Here is a 20,566-nt window from a genome sequence, read left to right on the forward strand (position 1 = left end):
GGTGCTTAGTAATCAGTAATAAGTCACCTGCCGCGGCGCGGTCAGCGCCCGGCTGTTCTTCAGCTTGTCCAGGGCGATGCGGTATTGCTTCTCGATCCCGGGTTTGGCTTCGGAATTGCGGAAACTCGGCGTGCTGGTGAAACGCCAGAGGGCCATCGGGATGAGGATCAACTCCACGGCCGCGTCGACGATCGGGATAACCGTCCCGGGATCGCCCGCCCCGCCGCCGCTGTCGCTGGTCATCACGCTGACCGTGCCCGTGGCCGAACCTTCGTTGCTGTAACCGCCCAGCGGCGAGGTCACAGCCCCGCTCTGCCAGTACGACGCCGGCGCGGCGCTCAGTCCGGTGAGGCTGGACGCCAGCACATAGGCGCTGGCCCAGGGCGCGTAGAAGATCGCGTAGCCGGGGCGCGTGACCCCGAGGAAAGCGCGATACCCATTGATATCGCACAGGTAAGTGTAACTCTGGTCGGCATCGCCCCCCGACCCGGAAACCGTCAGCGTGGTCAGCGGGCTCACGATATCCGCGCGGGTGAAACGCGGCGGATTCGCCGCCGCGCGGAAAGCCAGGGTGTAATTCTGATCCGGCAACGGCGCCACGCGCAACCGGCGCGGCACATAATCCAGCGTACCATCGTACGCCCCCAAGGCCAGGGCCACGCGCGGACGCCCCACGCTCTTGCGGATGAACGAGAATAGCGGCGAAAGATCGCCACGGCCATCGGGACTGACCACCATCGGCCAGCCCGACAGGCGGAGGAACTCCTCGAGCGAATCCGCGATCGGCATGGGAAATTGATTCGGCAGCCACAGCGGCCCAATCGCCCGGGAGTAATTCGACGGCAGCGTCACGCTGTCGCCGTAAATCGTCGCCGCAACGCCCGTCGCCGTCGGCCCATTGTACGGCCGGGCGAGTTGTGTCTGGCTGGCCAGTTCGTTGTCCTGGTCATCGCCGCCGATGCGGATCGTGCCGCCATTCATCCGCGCGGCGTAACCGGTGAGATTGGCAATCGTCGTGCTCCCCTGGGTGACATCGAGCGTCACCGCCGCTGGGCCGTAAAGCATCGCGCCGGTGCTGACCTCGCGGTTGGCAATCGGCGAAACTTCATGCACCTCGTGCAAGGCCTGGGTGAGAGCCAGCGCGACGTTGTCGAGGTCGCCCGGCTGGCAGGACTCGAGTTGCGAGCCCGCGGGCTGGGGCGTGAATTGCGTGACGCCGATATAACTCAGGAGCGTCCTCGCGGCTTGTTGAACGGTGACGGACATCAGCAGTGCCCTCCGGTGATCGCCTTGAGCAGCTCCTCGCGAGTACTGCCGCGCGTGACCTTCACCCCGGCCGCCTTCGCCGCCTTCAGCAAGGCGGCGCGCGGGAGATCGGGGTGGGCTGCAGTCGGGGCAGTCGAAGCAGTCGGCGTCGGCGTCGCCGTCGCGCTCGGCGCAGTCGTCGCCGCCATCCCCGCCGCCACCGCCTCCCCGAGCACAAGCTTCGGTTCCCAGATGAAGAACCCGCTCATCCCCTGGCGCATCTTCTTGAAGAGATCTTCGCGAGCCGATTCATATTCAGCGAGACTGAGCTCGACGACGTGGCACTTGTGTTCCGGCGAATAGCGCGACAGCGGGCCATAAGCTTTGCCGCTATAGCCCTTCAGCGCGGTGTTCAGCCCGTCGTAACCGAGCATGCGGTTGAGGAGGATGACTTTGGCAGAGTTGTTCATAAATCATTAGCTTTGGGGATTAGTCTCTCGGGTTTGATGGGTTAAGCGGGAGATAGGCAGGCTCGCCTTAGCAGCGGTCCTCAATCGTCGAAGTTGGCGTTTGGAATCAACGGAATGTCCCCCTGGGAGGGGCGACTTTCCAGTCGCCCTGCGTCGCGAAGCGACGCCCAAAAGATGGCGCTGCGCGCGTTGAATTGGGTCAGCGACTGGAAAGTCGCCGCTCCCAGTGAGAGAGCGCGAAGCGCCCCCAAAAATGACCTGTCATCTTGAGCGGAGCGGGGAAGCATGAGCGGAGTCGAAAGCCGAGTTTGGACGCCCGCCCCCCTGCACCCCGAGCCGCCTCGCGGCGGACTCGGGGTGAGGTGTGGCGACTAATCAGTCAGGCTCAGGCGATCACCGGGAAACCGTCGATCTTCCGGGCGAAGACATTCAGCGTGTAGTTCGGTGTCTTGCCGTCGGGCCGTTTGAAGGCCGCGGTGCCGTAGCAGGTCTCGATGCCTTTCGAGAACGCCTGGTTGTGCGGCATGACCCATTCCGTGCGATGGATGCCTTTGGCAAACGAGTTACCCGGCAGCGCGATGCGGCCGTAACCGCAAACCAGCGCCATCTCGCCCATGCCGAAGCCATAGCCGAGCGGCACGCCCTTGCTGTTCGTCTCGTAGATCTTCGAGCCGGCGGCGATCGCGCCTTCGGACACGCCGAGGAACCCGGCGCCGTCCGCAGTAGTCAGCCACGCGCCCGTGTTCCAGCTCACATCGCCGACGTTCTGATTGTAATCCCCCGTGGTCGTCGAGCCGAGGCGCACCACGCCGGTCAGCGTGTTGCCGTTGTTACCGGTGTAACTGAAGAAGCTCGCCAGGCCGGTCACCGAGTCGATGATCACGAAAAAGCCCTTGTTACCGAGGCTATTCCCGAGCGGCGAGGTGTAACCCGTGGGCCGCGCATTGTAAGTCCGCGACACCCGGTTGATCGGCGAGTAAGCATAGAGCGAGAAGAACTCGAAGAAGTTCCGCAACGGCGTCGCGGTCGCCTTCGCCGTCGAACCGCCGCCATCGATCGTCGCCGCGGTCGGCAGCGTGATGCTGGTCCCCTTGGCGGCGATCGCCGTGCCGAGCAACGCATCCGGCTGCAGCGCCGCGCCGATGCTCCCGATGGCGCCATGCTGGATGACATGCCACGGGTAAAGCACGTTATTGTCGTACTCGTAATACTCGCCGGTGAAGAGCGGGTTCTTATCCCCGCGTTCCTTGGCAAACTTGGCCGCCTCCTGCCACACGCTATCGCCTTTCAGCGGGCGGGCATTCTGCTGGCTGGTGAATTGCAGGTACCGATTGATCCGGCCATGCATCTGGTCCTTCATCGTGGTCGTGCGCGCGTCGAAGGGGATCGCCCCGAGATCGTGCAGCCGGCCGCCGGATTTCTCGATGACCGACGTGCTGAAGACATCCGCCGTGCCGAGCGTGTCGATCGTCTTGCCGTTGGGCAGGATGAGGTTATCGCTCGTCGCCTCGCACTTCAGATCCTGCATGGCGTCATCGCTCTGCTGCTTGGCGATGCGCACCGCCAGCAGTTCCTGGCTGATGTCATCCCATTCCGCGCCGATCACGGTCTGCGACTTGCCGGTGTTATCGATCGCCACCGGGAAGAAGCCGAGATCGACGACCAGTTGAAAGTCGCCAGGGCTGACCGCTTCCTCGTTGCCGGTGCGGGCCGCATTGCCGCCCACCACCGGGCCGCCGAGCTGATCGACCGTGGTGATATTGATCGTCGTGCCGCGCAGCTTGCTGAAGTCGTTCTTGACGATGATCGGTTTGCCGGAACCCGGCGCGCCGGTCATGTTATCGGCGAAAGGACTGGAAGCGGCGGCGATCACGCCAACCTTCATCTCCCAGGCGACTTCTTCGTCGTGGGCCGCCGAGCCGATGATCTGCGTTTTGGTCGAACCCGCCACCGCGGCGATATTCGCCATGCCGACGTAGCCGTAGGCGCAGGGATTGATGAACGCCGCCAGCAAGGCGACGGTGAGAGTCGCCAGCCAGCCGGCCGGCGAGACAAGGAGTGCAGCGCCGAGAGTAATACCGGCGCGAGTGATGAGATGTTTCATAGGAATGAAAACAGAGTTAGTGCGTGATTGATTGATGTTAGGGTTTACGGTTTACTGCCTCTCCACGCCGGCTCGCGCCTGGCCGCCAAAAGTTTGTTTGAGAAAAAAGTGAATGCGTCGAAGAAGCGCGCGCGGGGCGAGCTTTCCCCGGAGGGACACGCTCCTGCGTGCTCCCACTCTTCGGCCACGCCGAGGGAAAAAGATGGGGAACGCGCGGGAGCGCATCCCTCCGTTGGGGCAGCCCAGGATCGACTATGGCTCGATCGAAAATCCATTACCGCGTGATGATGCTCCCGATCGGCCGCCGGTAAGCCCGGAAATTCCCCGTCGTCGCCGCCTCGAACGCCGCCTCCGCCTCGCGTGCAATATCCGCCGCGGTCCTGGCCGGCGGCGGCGGAGCGCTGCCCTTGTTCGCCGCCGCGGGCCGGATGGCCGGCGGCGGTTGCGCCGCCGGAACCGCCGGCATCGCCGGTCCCCCGCCCCGCCCCGCTGCGCCTTGGGCGCCAAGCATCCGCGCCGCTTTCGCCGCGAAATGCATCGGCCCATCCACACTCTGCGCCTTGGCATGATCCGGATGCGTCGGGCTGTGCGCCGCCACGGAGAGTTCGTACCAGAGTTGAAAGAGCGGACTGTTTTCGTGATTGAGCGCCGGGAACTGCTTGCGCGCCGCGGCGTCATTGGCATCGCGCTGCGCTTCAAAAGCCCCCAGCTCGCGAGCCTGTTCGCGGGCGTGTTCCCGCTCCGACACCGGGGGCCGCGAAACGCGCCGCCTCCAGCCGGGCGTTCATGCGGCTGAGCTCTTTCGTCACCCGCGCCGCCTCCGAACCATAAAGACTGCCCCCGCCCCGGGTCGTCGCATCGAGTTGCCGCTCGAGCTCCGCCACCTCCGCCTCCAGCGCGGCGATCGACGTCCCCTGCGCCCCCGACGGCGTCGACTGTGCCGACGCCGCGCCCTGCACGAAATTCATCCCGGGAATCTCCAGCGCCATCCGCCCACCCTGCGCCGACTGCCCATTCGGCAAGCCCTGCGCGTTGTTGGGCCCGCCCTGCGAGTTGGACAAACCCTGACCACCCAGCGCATTCGGCAACGGCCCGAGAATCCGCTGCACCGCTTCCGCCAGCGGCACCCCTTTCTTGGTCAGCGCATGAATCGCAATCTGATCCGACTTATCCGCATCCGTGAGATGCGTAATGCGCAGCCGGTTCGGCTCCCGCTCCTCCTCCGGCGCCCGCCCACCCGCCGGCGGTTCCGAGCCCGGAGTGGAAATCGATTCCGGATCAACAGCCGCTGCAGCAGCAGCAGCAGCGCCATCCGCATCCAGCGATGCCGCAGCAGCAGAATCCGCCGACGCCGACGCCGACGCCGGAGCCTGGCGAGCCGCCTCCAGCAAAGCCGTCAAGCGATCGGCCTCCTTGTTATTCCCGGTGGTCCGGGCCTCAAAGATCGCCTCCATCACTTCCCCTTCGGTAGCCGTCGTGCCGCTCTCGGCAGGCGAAGCCGCGACCGCAGAAGCGGGAGCGTGAGTATGAGTATGCGCGTGAGCGTGAACGTCAGCGTGAGTTTCAACCGCGGAATCCGCGGTTCCAGTCAAAGGCTCGCCCACGGCTTGCGCCGGCGAATCGAGCAATGCGTTTTCGGACATGCCAGCGCTCGTTGATCCCCACCCCGCGAGGGTCAAGAATTATTTTTTGCGACGTCCATCCTACCTAACTTCCCTCCCCGGCCCCCTAACCATTACCCACATCTTTGCTCGGTTTAGGGACAGCGGGAATTCGGCTGCGGCTCACTGGGAGGGGCGACTTCCTAGAAAAAACCCTGCGTCGCGGAGCGACGCCCTCAAAGAGAGGCGCTACGCGCAGCGGTTTTTCGGTCAGCGACTAGGAAGTCGCCGCTCCCAGTGGCGCCATCCCGTCCGACGTCCAAACACCGGGCAAAGATGTGGGTAATGCTTAGCCCCGGCCCCAGCCCCGACGCTCCTCTCGGCTCCGCTCAGGGCAGGCATAGAGCGCCGCTACAGGGTTGGCTCTATCGAGAGGACAAGCTCAGGACCCAAGACACGTCATGATCGTCTTGCGAATGGCGCTCCGTCGCACGGTAGACACGGAGCCAAAAGGTTTCCCGTTCAAGGCCGATTTTTTCACCAAGTAAATCACGTCACAAGCCACCAAGCTTTTGTGATCCAACCCGTCCGCACCATTGAGCACCACTTCCACGGCGGTCGCCTGCCGGTCGCCGCGCAGCGTCACGCACATCAAGACATTCACCGAGTTGCCCTTCTCGCACAAACGACTATTTGAAATAACCACCACGGGATGTTTACCGATCGGGTCGGGAAAACTGTACTCGTAAACCTCCCACGGCTTCACGTCGTTTTACAGCGCCAGATGATCCGCGATTTGGTCGAGCTCCGCGATGCGCTCCGGCGGATACGCCGCGTCCAATTCGGCCTTGGTGAGAGGCTCGTAACAAACCACCTTTGTTTTGTCGCTCACTGGAATAACCAACTGTCTGACGACACCGGTACGCATATCTCTTCGGACGGTCACCTCCCCTTCATCCAGCTCTTTGGCAGCCATCGTGCCTCCGCCAGTCTTCTCTCTGACGACGCTCATGTCCCCGCTAGCCGCGCTCCTTACGCGGATGGCGCCCCCACTATCCGCGCTCTTGACGTGCAAATTCAGCACCTTCCCGGCCTTGCCAGAAGGCCGGTATTTCACCCTTTTCGCAATTTTGGGATGGGACTTTTTAGACGCGGTGGTCGGCACGGAACGACCCTACAACGGCGCACTCCGCCAAGCAAGGTCGATGATCGGAACCACAGGCGCACCACCATTCTGGATTCTAGTTAACCAGAGACACAGCAGCAGCTCTCCGCCACCCGCGTCCGTCGGGAGGTCAGGCATACCGGGCTGAAATCCTACCGGTCCGCGTCCGGCTTGGTCCCGCAAATCGCGTGGCCCAAAACGCGCGCTTTTTCCGCGATGTCCTGCGAATAGACCGTCTTCGAACGACGCGCGTTCTCGATCTGTCCCGCCGAACCCGTGGGCAGCGCGGCCAGTTGATCTTCCGTCAAATACTCCATCACGGACGGGAAGAGCGGTTTCAGTTCCATAAAGAGGCGGCAGTAAAGCAGGCGTCTGGCTTCTGTCAACGTGATTGAGGCAGCAACTAGGCCAGACTAATTCGTGGGGGAAACAGGTTCCGGACGCCTTTGGAACCCCGATGGAACCAAGATTCCCGGGCGATGGCAAGCGCCGACCATGGGCTTTTTTCCGTGTTCATACTGATATACAGACTAATCCGTATCAACGCGTAGCCCGAAAATCCCCCTTTCTTCCCCTCGCGGGCCTGAGCTGACATCGAGCAAAATAATCCCGCCGGCCCTCTTCGTCATGTCGTCAGTGCCAGCGCAAATAGCCGCCCGTCACAGCGCGTATTTTCCCTTTTCCTCTCGTCACGAAAGTGAGGCTTTCGTTATGCGCGCCCGCGGAGCAACTCCGTTGCAAGGAGAGCGGCTGGTTTGTTTGGTGGAGCGTGATCGAATCCACCGGAACGATGATCGAGCGCGGAGATCGTGCGGCCCCGCCCCTCGCCGCGCAACGGAGTTGCGACCATGAGGGTTGCGTTACGAAAGCCTCACTTTTCGTCACGAGAAAAAAAAGATTACACCGCCTATCTGCCGCCCCCGACGGAAAGCAGCATTTCTTAATCTTAATCGTAATCTTAATCCTTAATCCCCTATCGTCGGGTGAAGATTAACGATTAAGGATTTGCAGAGCGGCGCTGCTCGCGCGTGGGTCTCAAGCGCCGCGCTTCCAACAGCGCCTCCGCTCGCTTCCCTCCTGCTCGGCATTTATGCGGCCCACTTCACGCCTTGCGCGGCGTAGTTTAGCATCGTTTCGAAAACCTGGTTGCATTTCTCCGTGAAGACGGCGCGGTCGTACGATTTCGGCAACTGCTCATCGAGTACCTCCTCCACCGCGGAACGCACTCTTTTCCTCGATTGGCCATCCTTGAACCAATCCTGCACCAGCACCGGTGGTATCCCCTCGCGCAGCCGGCGCAGGAGTGACTGGGCCGCCAAACGCACCTTCTGCTCCTCGTCCTTGGTCATCTTGTCTTTCTTGATCAGGTCGAAGAGTTCCAGCTCCTCCTCGGTGAGGCCCGCGCGCAGATGCCGCTCCGTCTCCTCGCGCAAATCTTGCGCGAACTTCACCAGTTCCTCGTAATGATTATCCGCAGACGAACTGCCCGAGTTATAGCGATCGATGATACCCTGCAACCGCGTGACGAAATCCCCGCGCGACACGTTTTGCTTCAGCATCTCCTCGAGCTTCTTCTCGATGAATGCCCGCAGGTCCGCGATCTCGATGTTCTTGTGCGGCTTGGTCTGAAAATCCTCCTTCAGCTTCTCGAAGTCGATCTTACTCAAGTCCCAAGTCTTGCCCGTCTGCGTAATGCGAAACTTTTCCGGGTCATCCTCCCGAGCGACGCTCGTCTCATCGACCACCACGCTTTCATCGAGCAGCTCCGCGATGCGCACCGCCACGGCGCCGATATCCGCCTGCTCCACAATGCCCTCGACCACCCCGCGCAGATATTGGAACACCGCCACCGAGCGCACCACCGGCTGGCCGAGGATCTCCGGCTTGCAGGCTTCGTAGAGGCTGGTGATGGTGTTTTCGTAAACGGCAAAGCCCTTGCGCCGGTCATCGCTGGCCAGCAGCGTGTTGGCGTAGTCATCGAAGAGCGCGACCTTTTTGAAGACCTCTTTGTTCTGCCGCAGGGCATCCATATCGATCCCCACGCTCGCGCAGAAAGCCCGGCCCTGGGCGATGGCGTCTTCGAGGAGTTCGAACAGCGCGCCCTTTTCGCGGACCGGCATCTCCTCGTGTCCCTCCTGGCCTTGGGCGTAATCCCGCAGCGCCCGCTTCATGTTCCGGAAGACGTTGTAGTAATCGACGATCTCGCCGTTCTTCTTCTCCTTGCCGTCGATCTTCCATGAAGTCACCCGGTTCGCCCGCGCGATCGTCTGCATGAGGGTGTGATCCTTCATCGGCTTGTCGAGATACAGCGTCGAGAGCGTGGGCGCATCGAAGCCGGTCAGCCACATGGCGCAGACGAAGACCAGTTGCAGCGGGTCCGCGGGATCCTTGAAATTGTACTCGATGTCGTGCCCATGCGCATCGAGCCGGTCCATGCGTTCGCGATGCGGTTTGATGTCGAGGTGCTCCCGGGCAAAGCGCTCCTCCTCCTCGGCCTCGCCGCTAATGACCACCGCCATTTCCACCCCTCTCATATAGTCGCGCCGCTTTTTCAATCGTTCCCTTTCGGGATGCGTCGATGCGTCGCGGATCTCGCCGTTCAGTTCCTGGATGCGCTGCTTCCAGAGCCGCTGCACCTTGTCGTACATCTTCACCGCGGTGAATTTATCGAGCGACACCACCAGCCCCTTGCCGAGATAGCCGCGTCGCGGAAAATGCTTCACGATATCCGCCGCGATCGTCTCCAGCCGGTCGTCGCGCTTGATTACTTCGATCTCTTTGGCAAAGCGGTTCTCCAACTTTTCCTGCTGCGCGGCGTCGAGATTTTCCTCCTCGAAGATTTCCGCCAGGTCCGTGGTCAGATCATCGTTTTGAATCTGCACCTGCGGCACCCGCTTTTTGTAAAAGAGCGGCACCGTCGCCCCGTCATCCATCGACTGCTGGAAATTGTATTCCGAGACGTACTCGCCAAACCATTCCTTCGTCTTCCCCGCGCCGCCACCCTTGAGCAGCGGCGTCCCGGTAAAGGCCAGATATTGCGCATTTTTCAAGCCCGCGCGCATGTTTTCCGCCAGGTCCTTGTACTGCGTGCGATGCGCTTCATCCACGATGACGATGATGTCCCTGCGGTCTGAGAGCAGCGGATAGTCCTGCCCTCTGTCCCAGCGGAATTTCTGGATGAGCGTGAAGACCAGCCGCTTGTTCTGCCCGAGGAAACGCCGGAGCTCCTCGCTGTTTTTCGGCTGCGCCGCCTCCGCACTCGTCACCGTGCCGGTATGGAGAAAGTTCCGGTAAATCTGCCCATCGAGATCCTCGCGATCCGTCACCACCACAAAGGTGAAATTGCCCTTCTGCTTCCGGAAAATCTTCCGGGCGTAAAAGATCATCGAGAAGCTTTTCCCGGAACCCTGCGTGTGCCAGAAGACACCCAACCGGCCGCCCAAGGCGTCGCGCCGCAGGAATTGTTCATAGGCCCGGTTCACGCCGATGAACTGGTGATTCTGCGCGATGATTTTGTCCCGCTCCTTGTAGTAGAGGATGAAATTCTCCACGTAATCGAGCAGCCGCGCGCGCGGAAAGAGCCCGGTGATCACCGCCTCGAGACTCGTGCCCTCGCGCGCGATCGCCACGCGGTCCACCTTTTCCTTTTCATCCTCCGCCCGCAGCCAGACAAAGAAATGCTCCCAGCCGGCCGTGATGCTCCCCATACGCGTCTCGATGGCATTGCTCAGCACGCAGAAGGCATTGGTCAGAAAAAGCTGCGGAATCTCCCGTTTGTAGTTGGTCAGGTTGTCGTCGAAGGCGTTTTTCAGCCGCACGTTCGAGTTCTTCAGCTCGATGAAAACCAGCGGCAACCCATTCACATAGAGCAACACATCCGGCCGGCGAAAACCGCGCTCGCCTTTCACCCAGAGCTGGGTCACGGCGAGATAGCGATTCTCATCCGCCCGGGCGAGATCGAAGGAAATCACCCGCACCCGTTCCTGCTGGCGGCGTCCGTCGGCGTCATCAAAGTCCACCGGAATCCCATCGCGCAACAAGCCGTACACTTCCTGGTTGGCCGCGACCAGCGACATGGCAGCCCGGCGGCCGGTGTGGTATTGATGCCAATGGCGCCAATCGTCGCCCGACTCGTCAACATCACCGAATAGGCAGGGAACATTCGGGCAGAGCTGTTGTTGAACCCTTCCTCTGTACACTGGTCGCCGGATCGATCGAGGAATATGCCAGCCGCGCCGGTGATGTCCGATGGCGTAAACCAGTTCAAGTCTCCACCGATCCAATAGCGGCCGATTTCTTTTGAAGGAGTGCCGCCACCCGTGAACTGAAACGCCTTTTCGAGTTTCACTTGGTCCCACCCCTCCGGAACACCCTTGACGATCTTCACCTTTTCGTGGCCGGGGAAGCGGAGGCGGATGAACCATTCGCGGTAGATTTCCTCGGCTAGCTTTTCCAGCAACGCGATCCGCCGCCGGTTGTTTTCGATTAGCTCGTCATATGCAGAGAGAACTGCCGCGATTTTCGCTTGGGTCTTTGGGGCTGGAACTCGTACGCTCGTGCGATAAATGCGCTCAGGTGAGGTATGACGAATCTTTGCGCCGGCTGACGTGTTTCTGATCTGCTGCCGGACGTAGCTTGTATTGAACAGATAATAGAGAAAAGTTTTGTCGGCTAAATTTTTCTTGGGATGAACAAGTCCAAGCCGCTGGTTATGCAGATACCTTTCCGATTCGGGGATAAGCGCGGCACTGCCAAGAAGACCCTCTCCTTGTTCAGTCATTGCGACGATCAAATCATTTCGTTTGAGTAGATAGCGTTCGGGGAACTTGCCGAGATAAAAGCGGTCGTTGCCTGGCCGTGCTCTGAATCCGCCGGCCTCATGAAAGTTTCCTGGCGTCAATACGATAAGTTCGCCTGCGTCGGAGAAATACTCCCCTTTGAAAGCAAATCCATGCTCTACCCTTGCGAGTTCCCCAATTGTTGTCTCATGCCAGCCAATCATAGCGCTCCACCAAGTAGTTTCAGATTCGTGCGAATGGTTTTTTCAAGCTGCCGAGCACTGTTTATTAGCTGTTCGGTTTCTGCGCTCACATTGAGCAACTCCTCGACAAACTCCTCCTCCGTCTTCCCATCCTCCTCGATCACTACGCCCACATAGCGTCCTGGGTTGAGCGAGTAATCCTGCTCGGCGACTTCCTCCGGCGTGGCCAGTTTGCACAGGCCGGTCACATCTTCGTACTCCGCCCGCGGAAAACGTTCCTGCAGCCAGTGGATGTCCTGGTAGAATTTCTCCGCGTGTTTCACCTCGCGGTGCAATTCCTCGAGCGCCGTCTTGAGCGCGCGCGTCTGGCGGTCGGTCGAGCCGCGTTTGCCTTCTTTCTGCGCCGCCTCGGCCTGCTCCTTTTCGTGCTGGCGCACGATGCGGTCCAGTTGTTTCAAGCCCTCGTGCAGCCCGGTGAAGAAAGGATCGAAGGCCTCGCGTAATTGGTGCTGGGCTTTGTTGCGCTTCTCTATCGGCGCCGAATCCCCGGCGCCTTTCCGGTATTGGTCGTAGCGGGCTTCCAGCTTGCCCAGGCCGGCCCATTGTTTGACCAGCTCGCCCACCGCCTTTTTCCCCGCGGCATCCTCCAGCACCTCCAGCAATTGCCCGGAGACCGGCTGGACCCGTTTCCGGTTTTCCAGCAGCCGCTCCATGCCGAAGGCAAAGTAGCGATCCACCAGCTCCACAAACTCTTCCCGCCGCCCCTTGTGCAGCCGACTGATGATGGCCAGGTTATTGACCTGCGCCGTGGAAAACTCCCGATGCGCGCGGTCGATTTGGGTAAAGACATTGCGCGCATCGATGAAGAGAATGCGATCGTCCGTCTTGGCCCGGTCGAAGAACCACAGCGTCGCCGGCAGGGTCACGGTGTAGAACATGTTCGAGGGCAGCGTGAGCATGCCGTAGATCAAATTCTCCTCGATGAGCTTGCGCCGGATGTCGGCCTCGGAATGCCGCGCATCCGACGCGGAATTCGCCATGACCAGCGCCGCCCGCCCGGTCGGCTTCAGCGAGGTGGCAAAGAGATTGATCCAGAGATAGTTCCCCATTCGGCACCGTCTCCTTGCCTTGGTCCTCTTTCTTCAGCTTCGATTTATTCCGCGGCACGCCGTGGGTATTGAAACGCCGGTCGTGCTCGATGCTGCTCACGCTCACGTCGTCCACGTTGAAGGGCGGATTGGCCAGGACGTAATCGAAGGCCCCAAAGCTCTCGTGGGGATCGTCATAATAGGTATTCGCCTTGCGGACATCGCCGCGCAGCCCATTCACCGCCAGGTTCATCTTGGCCAGATTCACCGTCTCCTGCGTCTTTTCCTGTCCGTAAACGAAGACATCGCCGCGGCCACTGCGCACGTCGCGCCGATGCTCCTCGATGAATTGCGCCGACTGGACAAACATCCCGCCGGAACCGCACGCCGGATCGAAGACCTTGCCGCCATGCGGCTCGATGATCTCCACCATGAGCCGCACCACCGAGCGCGGGGTGAAAAACTCGCCGCCCTTCGACCCTTCACTGCGGGCAAACTCGGCCAGGAAGTATTCGTAAATCTGCCCGAAGAGATCGCCGGAGAAATCCGCCGGAATATCGGCAAAACTTTTCAGGAGCTGATTCGGGATGTCCTTCGTCTTCGGGTCGCGGGTCAGGCGGAAGTATTCGTCCTTTGGCAGCACCCCTTCGAGCTCCGGCTTGTATTCCTCGATCGCCTTCATCGCTTCCTTCAGCGCCTTGGCGATATCCTTTTCCTGCGGGAGGGTGAGCAGGTAATCGTAGCGCGCGTGATCGGGCAGATAAAACCCGCACTTCTCCAGCGCGATCTCGGAGATCGGCTTTTCCCGCCGGGTCCCCTTGAGTTTCTGGAATTCGGCCAGGATTTCCCCTTCGTGCCGGCGGTAATTGTTGTCGGCAAACTTCAGGAAAATCAGCCCCAGGACCGGGATGGAATACTCGCTGGACTTGAGATCGGAATTGGCCCGGAGTTTATCCGCCGCACTCCACAGGTCGGCTTCGAGTTGTTTGAGTTGAGCTTTGGTCATCGCGCAGGCCGGGAGTGTAGGGAAGTCCCACACAACCGAGGAAGCGGCAAATGCCGCTACTGCGCGAGTTTTCCTCCAGCCGTCGCCGCCCCTCTCTCCTGCGCCCTGGAGCGGCGGTCTACGACGGTCTCGAAGCCAAATCGAAGAAACAGTCAGACTTCTTTCCCTCGGACTGCGACTACCGAGGCTCACAGAGCATCGACGTCAAAAAAAAGCGGATTCAGGCGATGGACGCGCTTACCGTTCCGCCATGATCGCCACTCGCTGACGTGGCGTCATCCGGGCTTTGGGGCAACCCGGAATTTGGCGAAGAGGGCGTCGAACTGCTCCAGGCCACGGTCGAGCGGACAGATCACTCGCTCGGTGAAAGAGCGGAAAATCGGCGGATCGGGCTGGTGGATCGTCAGCTCGAAACGGAGGAGGCCGATGCCATGCGCGACGATGGAAAACTGCGGGGCAAACTTTCGGTCGGCGTGGTCGGCGAAGTGGCTGATGCGCAGCAACGCATGCGAGGTGAAAAAGTGGAAACCGTCGAAGGTGCGCGCGGCGAAAAGTGGCGGGAGGAAAGCCCTCATGGTTTCGAGCGAATTCCAACCCGGTTTGCCACGAAATTCTTCATAGAAGGCGAGAATCTCGTCAGGGTTCATGGGTGTTCGGTTTACTCTGCTCGCGCGTCAAGGGCTCCATATTTGTTCACTTTGCCCTCGTGCCCAAACTCTATTTGGGCACGCACCTGGGAGCGAAACTCGGTTTCGCATGGAGGGGGTGTCTGCGGGCGGGATCCTCCGAAGCCAACCCGCCGACGCCCCTCCACACACAATGGAATTGTGCCCGCAAGGGCGTGCCAAATGGAGTTTGGGCACGAGAGCAATTTTTCTTAATCCTAATCGTAATCTTAATCTTAATCCCCACCCGTTCGGGCAGATTAAGATTAAGAATTGTCAGTGAGGCGCTGCGCGCGTTGGATTGGGTCGGCGACTGGGAAGTCGCCGCTCCCAGTGAGGTAAGCTTTTTTAACGTGGCCGCGGAGAAATCTCCCGTTTGCCAGTGGCGATTGGCCTCGTAGTGGATGGACCAGTGCTTCGAACGCCGTGCCATCCCTTCGGGCGGCCCCGCCGCAGCGGAGCAGGCTATCTCGCTGCTCGGTTCCCTTCGGCCTCCTCGGTCCCTGCGATCCTGATTCGGAGGCGCATTCCGGCAAGGGCGCCAAGGGAAATCCCCTATCCACTTTTGGGAATCCACCCCATACTCAGAAGTGGGAGACCGGCACATGGTTCTGCGCGCCACGGTGATGGCTGCGTCCCCCACGTGTTTTCATATCTTTCATTCCCGATCCGCGCGCACACGCGAACGAGCCGCAGTCCCCAGCCTCATCAGGCCGGCAGCGGGAAGACGCGGACGACGGAGAATCGACGCGAGAGTTCCCTTGTGGCGCCACTGGGGGGCCACAAAGCTGCACCTGTCCCGCTCCCGGGGCTTGGTGATGTGCCGGCCGCCGATGGGCGCAAGATCCGCTTTCTTTTATGAGCACTCCCTATCGTACTCGAGTTGGTTGGATTTCCGGCGCCGTCGCGCTGGGGACCGCGTTGTTATATCACGTCGTCGCGCAAGAAGCGCCGGTCATCGACGTCCCGAAGGCGCGCAGTTTCGATGCGCCACCGCCATCCGGGAAACTGGCCCAAATCTCGACGCAAGTTCTTGTACGCGGAATACCAAAAGCGGGCCAAGGACGTGCTGGCGGCTCCCGCGGAGCAGCTCAGCTGGCTCAAGCTGCCGCGAGCGAAAAACCTCAGCCTCTTTACCACGAAGGCGGGCAAGAAAGCTGCGGCCGCCGCGCAAACTCTATCCGTCTACGAAGACCTGCCCTCCGGGCGTGGTCCCGCCAGCGTCTATCCCGAGGTGGAGGAACTTTCCAACGCCGAGCTCGGAACGGAGATATTCAACCGCAGCGAGAACATCCGAAAGACGATTTATGGCACCGGCGATCATCGCATCGATATCTACACCGCGGAGGATCGCCGCGCGCATGCCGTCGCGGAAGCGCACGACCCCGCGCCCATCGAGGGTTTCTACATCGAGCAGGCCAAGTCGGTGGGCTTCATCCTGCATGAAAGCATGCTGCGAGAGCTTCCCAACGGAAACTTTTATGTCATGCCGGAGAATTATGGACTGATCAAAGGTCTCTGCGATTCGGAACTCTTCACCAAACAGCCGTGTTTGACCCAGTTCGGAGTCGGCGGCATCGGCACTGCGTTTCTCGTCAGCGGCCAGAAGGCGATGACCGCCAGGCACTGCGTCCCCGATGATACCACCGCGAAATCTCTGCGACTCGTTTTTGGCTATGCGCTGACCTCGAGTTCCATTCCGTTCACCATCTCATTTCAAAAGGAAGACGTGTTTCACATCAAGGTGGCGAATAGTAACAACAGCGACGACTGGGCGGTCCTGGAACTCGATCGCCCGACCACCCGCCCGGCGCTGAAATTTGGGAGTGGGAAACCGGACGTGGGGACGATCGTCTATGCATTGGGATATCCCGACGCCTTGCCGCTAAAGATATCGCCGCAGGGAGTGGTCAGAGGCGCCATCGACGCCTCGCATCATTTCATAGCCGCGGTCGACGCCTTTGGCGGTAACTCCGGCAGCCCGGTGCTGAATAGCCAGACGCACGAGGTCGAAGGCATCCTGGTCAGCGGGAATAGTGACTTCCGTTGGATCCCGGTCGACCGGTGCAGCCGGTCGGTCATCATCAACAATGATCACGCGGGGGAAACCATTTGCAGCATCTCTGTCGCTCCGAAGCCGTAAGTCCATCGATCCCTATCCAACACGCATCTCCTCTCCATTCCATTCTCATGCGCTATCTGAATTTCCGTCGTTTCCAGCCCTCGGTGCTCCTGCTTTGCGGTTCAGCGATGCTGGCCGGCTGTTCCGTCTGGCTGACCGACAGCCCCCACGCCGGCTACCCGGAGCCCTCATCCAGTGAAACGACGGACGGTTCACAGGGACCCTCCGGGCCAGCCGGAGCGGCCGGCACCCCAAAACCCAAACCAAAATTCAAATGCACCCCGGAACCCAAATTAGAGCAGGTGGTCCAGAAGAAGGATGCGGGGGTGGATCGGACCCGGACGGAGGACGGTCAACCTTACTTTTTGCCCAAGGGTTTGATCCACCTGGTCATCACCCCGGTCGATAGTTCCTCGGCCAAGTCGAGCACGGGATCGGCCGCCCCTGCAGCAACTGCGCCAGCCCCAGCCGCATCGACCGCGAACACCCCCGCCATTCAACTCCCGACCGACGGCACGGCGCAGTTGGATATTACTCCCAGTGGAAGCGGGGGTGCGGGTGGCGGTAACGGCGGCGGCGGGGCCAGCGCCCAGGGTGAGTCTGCCAAGTTAGGCTTCACACTCAATTACCCGAAAGCCGCGTCCACACCGACCGCGTCGAAGCTCGAGAATCATGTGACTTACTCGATCAACGCCACCGTCGTGCTCGTGCCGGACAAACGTGCTGGGGTCCTCTACGCCCACTATCATCCCAACTGGCTCTTCAACGACAAGACCAGCATCAGCGTGACGAAGGACGGGCTGTTGAGCGGATTGAACGCCACCGTGGAGGATCGCACCCCGCAAATCCTGGCCAACCTGGAACAGACCGCGGTCAATGTCGGGGAATTTTTCGCGGCCGGAGGACTGTCGGGCCTTGGACCTGCCCTTGCGGCTCCCACATTCGCGAAAGGCCTCCCTTCTGGAACTTTTCAACTCGTCGAAGATCCAAAGCAGGCGCAACAGGAGTATTACTGCGAAAAACTTCAAGATCAGGTAGTGGAATTCGAGAACGACTACAATGACTTGAAAGAAAAGTTTGAGACTAACAATCCACTGGCGAACTCGACACTGCCCGAATTTTATTTAAAACGGCTGAACATCGACGAAACGTTTGACCCCTTCAACAAGGATGATCGCAAGAGGGTGCAGGCCCTGTTTGCGGATAGCGACGCCGGGAAGCTCGATAGTGACGCAGCAGGCCTTGGCGGAACCAATATTTATTCCCCTCTGAAGATTGAAATTCACCTGGTGAAAGATGCTGTCATCGGGACGCATTCGACCGATGCGCGGCCGCGTCACAATGGCCTCTGGTTTCGGCAACCGACCCAGGTGGAATTGGTCGTGAAGCCGAACCCATGTTATATCGGGTTCCTCCGGGATTACGTGAAAGATCTACCCAAGTCTTCGCTGGCAACTACCACCGCGAAGCTGACCGGGTATAAGGATACCGCCAGCTCTCTCAGTACCAGGGCGACGAATTTGCTCGTCCAAATCAAAGACGCTCAGGGGCAAATGAAGGGCCTTTGGGATGCCAGCATCCCGAAATCGCCCAGTGCCAGCGCTTTATTCCTGAGTGAGGCCGAGGCCCAAAGGACCATCGCGGGGATTGCTCTGGGCCATGCGCAAGGTTTCAGCGTCCAGCAGCCTGTGGACACCGACGAATTTGCGAAAGCTTTGCAGCAAGCGAGCGATGCGGCAACCGCGGCCGTGGCCGCTGGGCAGCGCACCAGGGAAACACTGGATGCGGCGGTGCAGCAGGAGAAGACGAACAGAGACCTGGCGACAAAGACGCCGCAGAATGCGACCGCCATCCAGAACGCCAAGGATGCTACCACCACGCGGATTATGACCACTCTCGACCTGGCGCACGCCGCCAATGCCGCCGCCGCCGCCGTCCAGTCCGTCAGGACGATCCTCAACCTGACGGAGGGTAAAAAGGATTTCGACAAAATAAAACCGAATCTCGACGCGGCCAGGACGCAATTGACCCAAGCGGCGAGCGACCAGCTAAAGATTGGCGCCGACATTGCCGCCATTCCTGCGATAGCGACACCCCTTGTGGAGCGGATCCAAAATTGGTTGGAAATATTGTCGAAAGATCAATTGCAGTTGCAGATCGCTCAGCAGTCCCTCTCCCATTTTGGCTCGGATGTCGATACCGTCATCTCGACTTACACCGCGCAAATCAACTCGCTCCGGGACCAATCTTACTTCGGGAATCTTCAGGGGGAAGTGGCCGGCCTGGGCCGGATTAGCTGCACCGTTCCCGATCCCGCGAAACCTTTCTCGTTCAATATCCCCCGGAGCGCCTTTGTCACTCGCACGACGACACTGACCATCGAGAATGGAATGCTCCTCGGCTTCAGTCACAACAAGCCCAGCGAAGTGGAAGGCTTCACCACCATTCCCCTCACCCTCTCGGAAAAACTCGCCGGCCTGCCCAAGGCTTTGTGGGATTCGAAGAATACCTCCATCCAGGGCAACGATACCGCGGTGAAATCGCAGACCCAGTTGGTCAACGATCAGCAGGCCTTGACCCAGGCGATCCAGAACGCCGCCGGCAAGGCCAAGGCGACTCCGAAGCCGGCCAGCCCGTGAGCGGAGCGTTTTGTTTCCGCCCACTTCGGGGCTGATCCGTTTTTTGCCCTCGTGCCCTCGTGTCCAAATGGAGCTTGGGTACGAGAGAGGGAAGGATGGCGCTGCGCGCGTTGGATTGGGTCAGCGACTGGGAAGTCGCCGCTCCCAGTGGGGGCCTGTCTCGCTCCAGGTCGCAAACACCCAACACTTCCAATCCTTAATCTTAATCTTAATCTGACCGAACGGGTTGAGGATTAAGATTAAGATTAGGATTAAGATTAAGAGCGCCTTCTGCCGGAGGCGGGGGGCGGGCGCGCGGGGCGCTCGGCACCGCCGCCTCCGGCGTGATGATCTCGCCGGCGATCAGGCCACGAAGTGAGTGGCCCGCTGGCGCGCGATGACTTCCAGCTTGGCACGATGCTTCTGGCAACTGGCCATGAGCGCTTTGTTCGGTTTGCGCTTCGCTTTCTTTTTGATCGCGCTGACTTTGGAATCCACCCAGACCCGCAGGCTCTGGCCCGGCTGGGCCGGCCCCAGGTCGTTGTAAACCGGAGGACCGGGATTGACCCAGAGGATCTGCTTCCACTCGTCGGTCGACAGGTCGACATAGGAGATATATCCCCCCTTGAGCATCTGCCGCGGGCCCTTGATCGCCCCGGTAAAGCTATAGCGCGTGCCGGGCGTGACGACCGGATCGTAATAATGGGGGGTGATGAAATCCGAGACGGCGATGCCGCTGATCGAATAGGCGAAGGCGTTGTCTTCGCAGGGATCGCACGCCTCGACCAGATAGTTGAATTCGCCGGGCACATCCTTCACCCCGTTGCCGGAAATGGCGATGGCCCGGGAACTTTGCAACCGGTTCCCATAGGGGTCGACGAGCATCTCGATAGTTTCATGGCTGGCGTCAATTGACCACGTCGTGTCCCCGGGCGTGGCGATGACCAGCGAATACGGTTGATTATGTTTGTCCATGTGGACGCCGCCTTCTCCCGGCGGCAGCTTGGGCACGAGGCGCACGGGCCAGACTCCGGGCGGTATCTTCTTGGCATTCGGCAGATACATGACGGTCGCGGTCACGTTCCAGAACTGCGGCAGATCCCGCGTCACTTGAATGTTCAGCGCTTGCGCGACGGAACTTACGAACTCCGGGTCCAAATCACCCTTGGTATCGACTAATCCTACCTGAATAACGGACATGGCATTACCTTTCTGTTATGTGGTTTATGGGTTACCTAATGGAGAGTGTAAGACACTCCCCAGCGCGGTCGCGGAACCGGTGGCCGGTGATCGGGGGCTGATTTTTTCCAGGCGTGCGGAATGGGTCCGGCGTCTTGATTCTTGCTTCAGTCGACTTGCAGTGGCCCCGGCATGGGCTTTGAGGTTCCTCGGACGCTGCCGGATCGTAGGGAATGCGGAGGAGATTGACAAGCGGTGGATTCCCGTGAATGCGATGAGTAACATCCCTCGAAGGAGATAGGTAGGTTTACGCAAGCGTCGG

At 60.3% G+C, this 20,566-nt stretch carries 14 protein-coding genes and 1 pseudogene; 2 read left to right on the plus strand and 13 right to left on the minus strand.

The genetic code is table 11. The features are described 5' to 3' along the window. Positions 1 to 12: 12 nt before the first annotated feature. From CFE428DRAFT_RS26995 to CFE428DRAFT_RS27055, 12 genes and pseudogenes are all read right to left on the minus strand, one after another. A complete protein-coding gene (locus tag CFE428DRAFT_RS26995) occupies positions 13 to 1,266 on the minus strand; it encodes a hypothetical protein (protein WP_006982866.1) in 1,254 nt (417 codons plus the stop codon). Beyond that, positions 1,266 to 1,715: a hypothetical protein gene (locus CFE428DRAFT_RS27000; protein WP_006982867.1), complete on the minus strand. Its 450-nt coding sequence runs from the start codon at positions 1,713 to 1,715 to the stop codon at positions 1,266 to 1,268. Before CFE428DRAFT_RS27000 ends, CFE428DRAFT_RS26995 begins: the two co-directional genes overlap by 1 nt. 385 nt (positions 1,716 to 2,100) lie before the next feature. Next, positions 2,101 to 3,819, minus strand: coding sequence for a phage capsid family protein (locus tag CFE428DRAFT_RS27010; protein ID WP_006982868.1), 1,719 nt, complete (start codon positions 3,817 to 3,819; stop codon positions 2,101 to 2,103). 274 nt (positions 3,820 to 4,093) lie between these two features. Continuing rightward, positions 4,094 to 4,567 carry a hypothetical protein gene (locus CFE428DRAFT_RS27015; protein ID WP_006982869.1) on the minus strand — a complete coding sequence of 158 codons (474 nt, stop codon included), beginning with the start codon at positions 4,565 to 4,567 and terminating at the stop codon, positions 4,094 to 4,096. Further along, on the minus strand, positions 4,515 to 5,462 hold the full coding sequence (locus CFE428DRAFT_RS38325; RefSeq protein ID WP_042725900.1) for a hypothetical protein: 948 nt from the start codon (positions 5,460 to 5,462) through the stop codon (positions 4,515 to 4,517). The genes CFE428DRAFT_RS27015 and CFE428DRAFT_RS38325 overlap by 53 nt, the downstream gene beginning before the upstream one ends. Positions 5,463 to 5,862: 400 nt before the next feature. Continuing rightward, positions 5,863 to 6,186 (minus strand): type II toxin-antitoxin system PemK/MazF family toxin, encoded by a 324-nt coding sequence (locus CFE428DRAFT_RS27025; RefSeq protein ID WP_006982871.1) that lies wholly within the window; start codon positions 6,184 to 6,186, stop codon positions 5,863 to 5,865. A 6-nt stretch (positions 6,187 to 6,192) separates the two neighbouring features. Next, positions 6,193 to 6,585 (minus strand): hypothetical protein, encoded by a 393-nt coding sequence (locus CFE428DRAFT_RS27030; RefSeq protein WP_006982872.1) that lies wholly within the window; start codon positions 6,583 to 6,585, stop codon positions 6,193 to 6,195. A gap of 152 nt (positions 6,586 to 6,737) precedes the next feature. Continuing rightward, positions 6,738 to 6,932 carry a hypothetical protein gene (locus CFE428DRAFT_RS27035; protein WP_006982874.1) on the minus strand — a complete coding sequence of 65 codons (195 nt, stop codon included), beginning with the start codon at positions 6,930 to 6,932 and terminating at the stop codon, positions 6,738 to 6,740. Positions 6,933 to 7,673: 741 nt separating this feature from the next. Continuing rightward, a complete protein-coding gene (locus CFE428DRAFT_RS27040) occupies positions 7,674 to 10,661 on the minus strand; it encodes a type I restriction endonuclease subunit R (protein WP_006982875.1) in 2,988 nt (995 codons plus the stop codon). After that, positions 10,553 to 11,587: a restriction endonuclease subunit S gene (locus CFE428DRAFT_RS39230; RefSeq protein WP_049975768.1), complete on the minus strand. Its 1,035-nt coding sequence runs from the start codon at positions 11,585 to 11,587 to the stop codon at positions 10,553 to 10,555. Before CFE428DRAFT_RS39230 ends, CFE428DRAFT_RS27040 begins: the two co-directional genes overlap by 109 nt. After that, a pseudogene (locus CFE428DRAFT_RS41400) lies at positions 11,584 to 13,660 on the minus strand (type I restriction-modification system subunit M). The gene CFE428DRAFT_RS39230 and the pseudogene CFE428DRAFT_RS41400 overlap by 4 nt, the downstream one beginning before the upstream one ends. A gap of 275 nt (positions 13,661 to 13,935) precedes the next feature. After that, positions 13,936 to 14,307: a hypothetical protein gene (locus tag CFE428DRAFT_RS27055; RefSeq protein ID WP_006982879.1), complete on the minus strand. Its 372-nt coding sequence runs from the start codon at positions 14,305 to 14,307 to the stop codon at positions 13,936 to 13,938. A 1,051-nt stretch (positions 14,308 to 15,358) separates the two neighbouring features. Between CFE428DRAFT_RS27055 and CFE428DRAFT_RS34570 the strand changes: the two genes are divergently transcribed. Beyond that, positions 15,359 to 16,468: a trypsin-like serine peptidase gene (locus CFE428DRAFT_RS34570; RefSeq protein ID WP_157447649.1), complete on the plus strand. Its 1,110-nt coding sequence runs from the start codon at positions 15,359 to 15,361 to the stop codon at positions 16,466 to 16,468. A 47-nt stretch (positions 16,469 to 16,515) separates the two neighbouring features. Next, on the plus strand, positions 16,516 to 19,086 hold the full coding sequence (locus tag CFE428DRAFT_RS27070; protein WP_006982882.1) for a hypothetical protein: 2,571 nt from the start codon (positions 16,516 to 16,518) through the stop codon (positions 19,084 to 19,086). A gap of 342 nt (positions 19,087 to 19,428) precedes the next feature. Here the strand turns inward: CFE428DRAFT_RS27070 and CFE428DRAFT_RS27075 are convergent, their stop codons facing one another. Then, positions 19,429 to 20,265 (minus strand): hypothetical protein, encoded by an 837-nt coding sequence (locus CFE428DRAFT_RS27075; RefSeq protein ID WP_006982883.1) that lies wholly within the window; start codon positions 20,263 to 20,265, stop codon positions 19,429 to 19,431. Between the last annotated feature and the right edge of the window lie 301 nt (positions 20,266 to 20,566).

The sequence above is a fragment of the Chthoniobacter flavus Ellin428 genome (genome assembly GCF_000173075.1).
Taxonomy (GTDB): Bacteria; Verrucomicrobiota; Verrucomicrobiia; order Chthoniobacterales; family Chthoniobacteraceae; genus Chthoniobacter; species Chthoniobacter flavus.

Excerpts from the sequence above, each read along its gene's own strand:
- CFE428DRAFT_RS27075 (WP_006982883.1), bottom strand. The coding sequence starts at position 20,265 with ATGTCCGTTATTCAGGTAGGATTAGTCGATACCAAGGGTGATTTGGAC.
- CFE428DRAFT_RS27010 (WP_006982868.1), bottom strand. The coding sequence starts at position 3,819 with ATGAAACATCTCATCACTCGCGCCGGTATTACTCTCGGCGCTGCACTC.
- CFE428DRAFT_RS27055 (WP_006982879.1), bottom strand. The coding sequence starts at position 14,307 with ATGAACCCTGACGAGATTCTCGCCTTCTATGAAGAATTTCGTGGCAAA.
- CFE428DRAFT_RS26995 (WP_006982866.1), bottom strand. The coding sequence starts at position 1,266 with ATGTCCGTCACCGTTCAACAAGCCGCGAGGACGCTCCTGAGTTATATC.
- CFE428DRAFT_RS38325 (WP_042725900.1), bottom strand. The coding sequence starts at position 5,462 with ATGTCCGAAAACGCATTGCTCGATTCGCCGGCGCAAGCCGTGGGCGAG.
- CFE428DRAFT_RS39230 (WP_049975768.1), bottom strand. The coding sequence starts at position 11,587 with ATGATTGGCTGGCATGAGACAACAATTGGGGAACTCGCAAGGGTAGAG.
- CFE428DRAFT_RS27040 (WP_006982875.1), bottom strand. The coding sequence starts at position 10,661 with ATGTCGCTGGTCGCGGCCAACCAGGAAGTGTACGGCTTGTTGCGCGAT.
- CFE428DRAFT_RS27035 (WP_006982874.1), bottom strand. The coding sequence starts at position 6,932 with ATGGAACTGAAACCGCTCTTCCCGTCCGTGATGGAGTATTTGACGGAA.
- CFE428DRAFT_RS27000 (WP_006982867.1), bottom strand. The coding sequence starts at position 1,715 with ATGAACAACTCTGCCAAAGTCATCCTCCTCAACCGCATGCTCGGTTAC.
- CFE428DRAFT_RS27070 (WP_006982882.1), top strand. The coding sequence starts at position 16,516 with ATGCGCTATCTGAATTTCCGTCGTTTCCAGCCCTCGGTGCTCCTGCTT.